Origin of the sequence: Nocardiopsis lucentensis DSM 44048, from assembly GCF_000341125.1 — a bacterium.
Classification (GTDB): Bacteria; Actinomycetota; Actinomycetes; order Streptosporangiales; family Streptosporangiaceae; genus Nocardiopsis; species Nocardiopsis lucentensis.
Map to the genome: position 1 here is coordinate 1 of NZ_ANBC01000436.1, position 8,294 is coordinate 8,294.

General features: G+C 73.0%; 9 protein-coding genes. 8 read left to right on the plus strand and 1 reads right to left on the minus strand.

The features are described 5' to 3' along the window. Positions 1-1,017, minus strand: a 1,017-nt coding sequence (locus tag D471_RS34590) for a polyprenyl synthetase family protein (RefSeq protein ID WP_017599432.1), incomplete at its 3' end; no start/stop codon positions are given. Positions 1,018-1,163: 146 nt separating this feature from the next. On the opposite strand from D471_RS34590, the gene D471_RS0115340 reads away from it, so the two are divergent. The 8 genes from D471_RS0115340 (at position 1,164) to D471_RS0115375 (ending at position 8,154) form a co-directional block, all read left to right on the plus strand. Continuing rightward, positions 1,164-1,664 (plus strand): MarR family winged helix-turn-helix transcriptional regulator, encoded by a 501-nt coding sequence (locus D471_RS0115340; RefSeq protein WP_017599433.1) that lies wholly within the window; start codon positions 1,164-1,166, stop codon positions 1,662-1,664. A gap of 68 nt (positions 1,665-1,732) precedes the next feature. Next, positions 1,733-2,524: an aminotransferase class IV family protein gene (locus tag D471_RS0115345; RefSeq protein WP_017599434.1), complete on the plus strand. Its 792-nt coding sequence runs from the start codon at positions 1,733-1,735 to the stop codon at positions 2,522-2,524. Positions 2,525-2,737: 213 nt separating this feature from the next. Continuing rightward, positions 2,738-4,330 carry a BCCT family transporter gene (locus D471_RS0115350; RefSeq protein ID WP_083924229.1) on the plus strand — a complete coding sequence of 531 codons (1,593 nt, stop codon included), beginning with the start codon at positions 2,738-2,740 and terminating at the stop codon, positions 4,328-4,330. 45 nt (positions 4,331-4,375) lie between these two features. Beyond that, positions 4,376-4,840 (plus strand): Hsp20/alpha crystallin family protein, encoded by a 465-nt coding sequence (locus D471_RS0115355; protein ID WP_017599436.1) that lies wholly within the window; start codon positions 4,376-4,378, stop codon positions 4,838-4,840. A 149-nt stretch (positions 4,841-4,989) separates the two neighbouring features. Further along, positions 4,990-5,619: a copper chaperone PCu(A)C gene (locus D471_RS0115360; protein WP_017599437.1), complete on the plus strand. Its 630-nt coding sequence runs from the start codon at positions 4,990-4,992 to the stop codon at positions 5,617-5,619. After that, positions 5,619-6,863 (plus strand): Dyp-type peroxidase, encoded by a 1,245-nt coding sequence (locus D471_RS0115365; RefSeq protein WP_017599438.1) that lies wholly within the window; start codon positions 5,619-5,621, stop codon positions 6,861-6,863. The genes D471_RS0115360 and D471_RS0115365 overlap by 1 nt, the downstream gene beginning before the upstream one ends. Before the next feature lie 25 nt (positions 6,864-6,888). Continuing rightward, on the plus strand, positions 6,889-7,446 hold the full coding sequence (locus D471_RS0115370; protein ID WP_017599439.1) for a hypothetical protein: 558 nt from the start codon (positions 6,889-6,891) through the stop codon (positions 7,444-7,446). A gap of 171 nt (positions 7,447-7,617) precedes the next feature. Beyond that, positions 7,618-8,154: a sigma-70 family RNA polymerase sigma factor gene (locus tag D471_RS0115375; RefSeq protein ID WP_017599440.1), complete on the plus strand. Its 537-nt coding sequence runs from the start codon at positions 7,618-7,620 to the stop codon at positions 8,152-8,154. Positions 8,155-8,294: the final 140 nt, after the last annotated feature.

Genomic DNA, 8,294 nt, shown 5'->3' on the forward strand with positions numbered 1-8,294 from the left:
GAGGTCGAGACCGTCCAGGCGCGCGGCGCCCCTGGCGGCGAGGTCCCGTCTGCGCCTCTCGACCTCGTCGCGCGCGCCCACGCGGTCGAGGGCGGCGACGACCGCCCCCACCGTCGCGTCGTCGGGATCGGCGCCGGGGTCGGCGATGAGGCGCGCGGCCTCGGCGTCGCCCCGTTCCTCGGCCAGCCGCAGCCCGGCCGACATCAGCAGGGTGCACTTACCGTCACGGATGTCCTCCCCCGGATCCTTGCCGGTGCGCGCGGGGTCCGCGTACACGCTGTCCACGTCGTCGCGGAGCTGGTAGGCGGTACCGATGTCGACGCCGTAGTCCCGCAGGGCCCGGACGACCCCGTGGTCGGCCCCGGCCATCACCGCGCCCAGGTGCAGGGGGCGCTCCACGCTGTAGGCGGCGGTCTTGAGGCGGTCGATCCGCAGTGCCGTCGCCTCGGAGCGCTCGCGCCGCGCCGGCGCCCGCACGTCCAGGAACTGCCCGGCGATGAGTTCGGTGCGCATCCTCCGCCAGACCGCCCGTGCCTCCTCCCGGGTGGCCAGCCCGGCCAGGGCCTCGTCGAGCATGTCGTCGGCCCAGACCAGGGCGAGGTCCCCGGCGAGGATCGCCATGCCCTCCGCGTACCGCCGCTCCTCCCCCGCGTACCCGTGGGAGCGGTGGGCCGCCGCGTGCGCCGCGTGCACCGAGGGCGCGCCCCTACGCAGGTCGGAGCCGTCCATGACGTCGTCGTGAATGAGTGCCCAGGTCTGCACGAGCTCCAGCGCGGCACAGGCGCGAAGCGCGCGGCGGGCGTCCGCGCCGTCGTCGGCCCCGCCCCCCGCGAGCCACCCCCACCAGGCGACCACCGAACGCAGCCGCTTGCCGCCCAGAGCGAAGCCCGCGACGGAGGCGGCCAGGTCGCGGCCGAACTCGCCATCGGCCTCCCCCGCTTCCCGGACACGGCCCCCCAGGTAGTCGCGCAGGTCCTCCTCGACGGCGGACCTGACGGGGGCGACGAGCTCTGCCATGGCTGCGGATCGGGTGATGGTGGCCTCCTCGGGAAGAACCGGCCCAGGCTACCGCTCCCCCGGCCGGACGCCGCCGCCGGAGCACGACACGTCCTAGAATCCTGGGTAGGACCGGACCAGCCGGTCACCGACCCGCCAGGAGCTCCATGGAAACGGCGCCGGCCTCGCCCCCCGGCGGACCCGATGCCGGATCGCGGACCGAACTCTACGACGCCCTCCAGGACGGCGGTCAGCGGCTCGCGGTCGGTCTGGTGCGCCTCCTGCACCGGATGGCGGCCCTCAGCGGCATGAACCCGACGGACTTCCAGTGCTACACGCTGCTGCGCGTGTCCGGCACCCTCACGCCGGGGGAGATCGCCGACAGCCTGTGCCTGTCCACGGGGTCGGTCACCGGGGTCCTCGACCGGTTGGAGGAACGGGGCCTCGTGGAGCGGACCCGGCACCCCGGGGACCGGCGCAAGATCGCGGTACGGCTCACCGAGGGAGCCGACCGGCTCGCCTCCGCCTCCTCCCCCGGCATGCGCGCGGCCATGACGGAACTGCACGACCACTACTCCGACGGTGAACTGGCCGTCATCGCCGACTGGCTGGACCGCGTCGGCGCGACGCTCGACGGTGTGGTCCGCGCTCCGCGCCCCCCGGCCTGAGGTCCTTCCGTAGGCTCGTGCCGGAAACCCGGGTGACCCAGGTCCCGTAATGCCATGATGGGGACGACATGGAACTGAACGGACGCCCCGTCAGCACCGGGGAACTCGCCGGCCTCGCCCTGTACGGATACGGACACTTCACGACCATGCTCGTCACGGACCTGCGTGTCCGGGGTCTGGACCTGCACGCCGAACGCCTCGCCCGCGACTGCCGGACCCTGTTCGGCACCGAACTGGACCTGCCGCGCGTGCGCGAACTGGCCCGCCGCGCCGCCCGGTCCCACCCCTCGCCCTGCGTCGTGCGCGTGACCGTCTTCGACCCGGACATGGACCTGGGCCGTCCCGCCGCACGCGCGTTCCCCCAGATCCTGGTCACCACCCGCCCCGCGCCCGACCCGAACGCCCCGCCGCGCCCCCTGCGCCTGGGCACCCGGCCGTTCACCCGCGACACGCCCCAGGTCAAGAGCACCGGTCTGTTCGGCTCGGTCCACCAGCGCCGCGCCGCCCAACTCGACGGCCACGACGACGCCCTGTTCACCGGGGCGGACGGCCGCGTCGCGGAGGGGCCGACCTGGAACATCGGCTTCCTGGACGGCGGCGGCCTGGTCTGGCCGCAGGCGCCGTGCCTACCGGGCGTGACCGCGCAGCTGGTCGAACGGGCCGCCGTCGGCCTGGGGATCCCGGTCTCGACCCGGGTCGTCCCCACAGCCTCCTGCACACGGATGGCGGGCGCGTTCGTCACCAACGCCACGACCGGTGTGCGCCCGGTGACCGCGATCGACGGCGTCCACCTGCCGCGTTCGGTCCTCATCGCCCGGCTCGCCGAGGCCTACTCCGCCCTCCCCAGCCAACCGCTCTGACCCACCCCACGGCCCCGTTCGTCACGGTCCGTGGCGGAACCTCCCGCGACGCGCCAGCCGGGCACACCACTCGGTCTCCCCCTACCATCCGGAATACGCCGGCCGTGACCTGCACGGACGACACATCGACACCGGACACCGCCGTCCCGGCCAGCAGGGCAGCCAACCCTCCGGGGCTGGGGAGGAGCCACCATCTCAACCCTGCGCGACTACATACGGGAACACACCAACCCCGCGGTCTTCGGCGTATCCGGAGTCGTGATCCTCACCTTCGTCACCGTCGGCATCGTCGCCACCGACCCGCTTCTCAACGCGGCGACGGCCACCCGCGACTGGATCGGGAACCAGCTCGGCTGGATCTACGTGCTGTGCACGACGTTCTTCCTCGTCCTGGCCGTCTTCCTCATGCTCAGCAAGTTCGGCCGGATCCGGCTCGGCCCCGACGACTCACGGCCGGAGTTCAGCACCCTGGCGTGGTTCGCCATGCTCTTCACCACCGGCATGGGCATCGGCCTGGTGTTCTGGGGCGTCTCCGAACCCATCCACCACCTGACCTGGCCGAGGAACTCCGACTTCCTCGTGCCCGAGGGCGAGGCTCCGCCGGTGGAGGCCGCCGACGAGGCGCTCGCCCTGAGCTTCTTCCACTGGAGCTTCCACCCGTGGGCGATCTACATCGCGCTCGGGATGTCGCTGGGCTACTTCACGTTCCGCAAGAACCTGCCGCTGCGTCCGGCCTCGGCCCTGTACCCGCTGATCGGCGACCGCGCGTTCGGCTGGCCGGGCAACCTCGTGGACATCCTGGCGGTGTTCGGCACGCTCTTCGGCCTGGCCACCTCCCTGGGCCTGGGCACGCTCCAGATCAACGGGGGGCTCAGCCACGTGTTCGGGCTGCCGGTCAACCAGATGACGCAGTCGCTCATCATCGTCGTCATCACCGGCATCGCCCTGCTGAGCGTCCTGGCCGGGATCGACAAGGGCATCCGGCGCCTGTCCGTCATCAACCTGTGGCTGGCGTTCGCGCTGCTGGTCGTCATCTTCCTGTTCGGACCCAAGCTGTGGATGATGAGCACCATGACCACGGCCGCGGGGGAGTACTTCGCCGCGCTCATCCCGCTCAGCCTGTCCTTCCCGAGCCCGCTCGCCGATCCGCAGGCGGCCCAGTGGACCACCACGTGGAGCATCTTCTACTGGGGTTGGTGGATCTCCTGGGCGCCGTTCGTCGGCATCTTCCTGGCCCGGATCTCCTACGGGCGCACCATCCGCGAGTTCGTGGTCGGCGCCCTGTTCGCCCCGGTGATCGTCTCCGTCCTGTGGTTCGGCGTCTTCGGCGGGTCCGGGCTGTACTACGAGCTCTTCGAGGGCGCGGGACTGTCCGCGCTCAACGAGGAGGACCGCGCGTTCCGGCTCGTGGACGCGATGTTCACCTTCTCACCCGTGATGAGCGACGCGATCGCGCTGCTGCTCATCCTCGTGGTCACGATCTTCTTCGTCACCTCCTCCGACTCCGGCTCACTGGTGGTCGACACGCTGACCAACGGCGGCGACACCCACCCGGTGAGGGGACAGCGCGCGTTCTGGGCGATCTCCGAGGGCGCGGTGACGCTGGTCCTGCTCGTCCTGGGCGGCGAGGACGCCCTGGCCGCCCTCCAGGCCGCCGCGGTCGTGACCGGTCTCCCCTTCGCCGTGATCCTGCTGTTCATGCTGTGGGGCCTGGGCAGGGCGCTGGCCGAGGAACCGCCGCCCGACGCCGCACGGGGCCGGTCGGTCCAGGAGCGGCGCACCACCCCCCGACCCCGGAGCGAGTGACGGCCGCGTGGCCCAGCCGGAGACCGAGACCCGCAGGAGGCGGACGTGACACGCAAGAAGTTCGGCAACCCCTTCCACGGGGTGATGGACATGATCACCGAGATGAACCGGATCTCCGAGACCATGTCCTCGAGCGAGATCAGCCACGCCGGGGAGCGCGAACGCGGCTTCGCCGACGCCTGGAGCCCGCCGACCGACATCCTCGCGCGCGGCGACGACCTGGTGATCCGCTGCGAGATGCCGGGGGTCTTCGAGGAGGACGTGACGGTCAGCCTCAGCCAGAACGTCCTCACCATCAGCGGCCAGCGCCGCCGGGACGAGGACGACGTCGTGTACTACTCCTCGGAGCGGTACATGGGCGCGTTCCGCCGCGACATCAGCCTCCCCGAGAACATCGGGGACGAGGACGTCGAGGCGACCTACGGGGAGGGGCTGCTGGAGGTGACCGTGCACGGCGCGGCCAACGCCGCCGTACCCACCACGATCTCGATCAGCAGGCGGCGCCGCTGACCCGGGCCCGCCGAGCGCCGCGGCGGGCCCCGTACGGACACGGGCTTCTCCTCACCGGCTCTGTGACCACACGGCGGGAACCGGGCGCGGCCCCAGGGCGACTGTCACGGTGAACGGCCGCGTCCGCGGCCCGACCACGGAGTCATCCGATGCACCAGCGCACGACCCGTTCCGCCACCGCGGCGGCCCTGTTCGCCCTGGCCCTCAGCGCCTGCGGTGGGAGCGGCGAGCAGGAGGACAACCCCGCCGAGGAGGTCGCCGCGGACGCCACGGCGGCCGACGGCTTCGAGATCACCGACCCCTGGATCAAGGCGGTCACCCAGGACGAGGGCATGACCGGTGTCTTCGGTGAGATCACCAACAGCTCCCAGAGCGAGCTGACCGTCGTCGCCGCCGAGGCCGACGGCGCGGACATGGTGCAGCTCCACGAGGGCACCCTGGAGGGCGCCGACGCCAGCATGAGCGAGATGGAGGGCGGCTTCGTCGTCCCGGCCGGCGGTAGCTACCCCCTGGAGCCCGGCGGGGACCACATCATGCTCATGGAGCTGACCCGGGACCTGGCGGCGGGCGACGAGCTCACCGTCACCGTGGAGTTCGAGGACGGCTCGACCACCACCTTCGACGCGGCCATCCGCCCCTACACCGGCGCCAACGAGGACTACGGCGACATGGAGGGCGACGGCACGGGCGACATGGAGGACATGGACGAGGGCCACGGCGACGGCTCGGGCACGGGCGAGGACGGTGGCGGCTCCGACGACGGATACGGGGACGAGTGATGGCCGCCCCCGAACCCGACGACGCACGCGGCGGCCGGATGAGCCGCCGGGGCCTGCTCCTGGGCGGCGCGGCCGGACTCGGGGCCGCGGGGATCGGCGCGGCCGGGGCCACCGCGGCGCACCGGCTGGTCGGTGGCGCCGACCCGGCTCCCGGATCGGAGTCGGCGCCCCCGCACGGCGGCCGGACCGTGCCGTTCCACGGTCGGCGCCAGGCCGGGGTGGAGACGCCGCCGCAGGCGCACGCCACGTTCGTCGCGCTCGACCTGAACGAGGACGCCGACGCCGACGCCGTGCGGCGGCTCATGGTCATCCTCAGCGACAACGCCGCCCGCCTCACCCAGGGCGCCCCCTCCCTGACCGACACCGAGCCCGAACTGGCCGAGGTCCCGGCCCGGCTGACCACCACCTTCGGGTTCGGGCGCGGGTTGGTCGAACGGGTGGACCCCGACGCCGTGCCCGAGTGGCTGGGGCCGCTGCCGAAGTTCGACCGGGACGACCTGCGCCCGGAGTGGGGCGGGGGCGACCTGCTCGTCCAGGTCTGCGCGGACGACCCGGTCACCGTCTCGCACGCCGTGCGGATGATGGTCCGGGACGCCCGCCCCTTCGGTCGGCCGCGCTGGTCCCAGAGCGGGTTCCGGCGCTCCTACGGCTCCCAGCCGGACGGCACCACGATGCGCAACCTCATGGGCCAGGTGGACGGCACCGTCAACCCGAAACCGGGGACGGAGGACTTCGACCACCTCGTCTGGGGCGGGAACGGCCCGGACTGGATGGCCGGCGGCACCAGTGTCGTGCTGCGTCGGATCGCCACCGACCTGGACACCTGGGACGAGATCGACCGGCCCGCCCGTGAGGCCGTGGTGGGGCGCCGTCTGGACAACGGCGCCCCGCTGACCGGTGAGAACGAGCACGACGAGGTGGACCTGGCGGCCACCGGCCCCGACGGCCTGACCGTCATCCCGTCGTTCGCGCACGTGCGGCGGGCGCGGACGGGCGACCCGGACGAGCGGATCTTCCGCCGCGGCTACAACTACGACCTGCGCGACGGCACCGGGGGCGAGGCCGGACTGCTCTTCGCCTCCTACCAGGCCGACCCGCTGCGCCAGTTCGTCCCCATCCAGCGCCGGTTGGACGAGCTCGACCTGCTCAACGAGTGGGTCACGGCCGTGGGGTCGGCGGTGTTCGCCGTTCCTCCCGGATGCGAGGAGGGGGGATACGTCGGCGCGACACTCCTGGAGGGATGAGCTCCGGGATGCCAGTATGAGTTCCATGACGGAGCGCCCACCGCTGCGCACGGTACGCGCCGGGGTCTTCACCTCGGTGTGCGCTTCGGTGTCGGTGGGCGGTCACTCCCTCTCGTCCGGGCACGGTGTCCCCCCGGGCGGCCTGATCGTCGGATCGGCCCTGGTCTACGCGGTGGCCTGGGCCGTGACCGGCCGGGAACGGGGACTGGGCGCGATCGCCGGCTGGATGGCCTGGTCCCAGTCGGCGCTCCACCTCGTGTACACGACCGCGCAGTCCGCGGGAGGCCACCACGGCTCCTACGACGAGGCGCTGGCGGCCGCCTCCGGCAGCGGCGGCATGCTGGCCGTCCACGCGGCCGCCGGCGCGGTGTGCGCCTGGTGGCTGCGCCAGGGCGAGGCCGCACTCTTCGCCTACCTGCGTCTGGTCGCCGTCGCGCTGCTGCCGCTCCTGGCGCTGGCCACGGTGTCTCCTTCGCCGCCCCGACCGCGGACGACGGGGTCGGCGGCGCCCCCGCGCGGCCGGGAGACCGTGCTCTACCTGCGGCACAGCCTGGTGCTGAGGGGTCCTCCGGCGTTCTGCTGAGGCCCGTCCCGCGTACCGCCCACGAGCGCCGCCGCACCGGCGCGGCCCCGGGCGCCCGCGGGTCCCGGTTCGGGCAGACGCCTCCGCTCCCGTCCCACGCGCTTCGCCCCTGGTCGGCGCAGTCCGCCACCGGGCCGGCCGAACGCGTCCAGAACCAGGAGAGAGCCCCCCATGCCTGTCGAGACCACCCCTCCGGACGGCGAACTGGAGCGCCTGGCCTTCGCCGCGCGCGACGGATCCGCCGCCGCCCTCGACATCCTCGTCCGCAGGACCAGGCCCACCGTGATCCGGCACATCGCCCGCCGGGTGCCCGCCGGCCGGGTCGAGGAACTCACCCAGGAGACCTACCTGCGGGCACTGCGCAGTCTGCCCCGGTTCGCCGGTCGGGCGCCCGTGCGGTCGTGGCTGCTGGCGATCGCCCGCAACACCGTCGCCGACGGCTACCGCAGCGAGGCGGCCCGGCCGAGGTGTGTCAGCCTCAACGACTGGGACCGGTTGTCCGTGCGGTTCACCCGCTTCGACGAGCACCTGGCCCTGCTCGACCTGTTGAACGGGCTCACTCCCGAACGGCGGCAGGCGTTCGTACTCACGCAGGTCGAGGGCCTGACCTACGCCGAGGCGGCGCGGATCGCCGGGGTTCCCGTGGGGACCATCCGCTCACGGGTCTCCCGGGCCCGGGAGGACCTGCTGCGCGGGTTCACCGGCTGACCGGCTGCCGAGCGGGGCGGTTCCCGGGGTGTCCTTCCGCGGACCGTGGAAGGACACCCCGGGCTGGTCCGGGCGCCGCCGGGGTTCCTACGGACGGGGCCGAGCCGTAGGCGTCCGTGAGGCTGGCCGCCCCGCCCCGC

What these genes read in the sequence shown, in the direction of transcription:
- D471_RS0115340 (WP_017599433.1), top strand. Translation starts at nt 1,164, where the DNA reads ATGGAAACGGCGCCGGCCTCGCCCCCCGGCGGACCCGATGCCGGATCG.
- D471_RS0115345 (WP_017599434.1), top strand. Translation starts at nt 1,733, where the DNA reads ATGGAACTGAACGGACGCCCCGTCAGCACCGGGGAACTCGCCGGCCTC.
- D471_RS0115360 (WP_017599437.1), top strand. Translation starts at nt 4,990, where the DNA reads ATGCACCAGCGCACGACCCGTTCCGCCACCGCGGCGGCCCTGTTCGCC.
- D471_RS0115365 (WP_017599438.1), top strand. Translation starts at nt 5,619, where the DNA reads ATGGCCGCCCCCGAACCCGACGACGCACGCGGCGGCCGGATGAGCCGC.
- D471_RS0115370 (WP_017599439.1), top strand. Translation starts at nt 6,889, where the DNA reads ATGACGGAGCGCCCACCGCTGCGCACGGTACGCGCCGGGGTCTTCACC.
- D471_RS0115375 (WP_017599440.1), top strand. Translation starts at nt 7,618, where the DNA reads ATGCCTGTCGAGACCACCCCTCCGGACGGCGAACTGGAGCGCCTGGCC.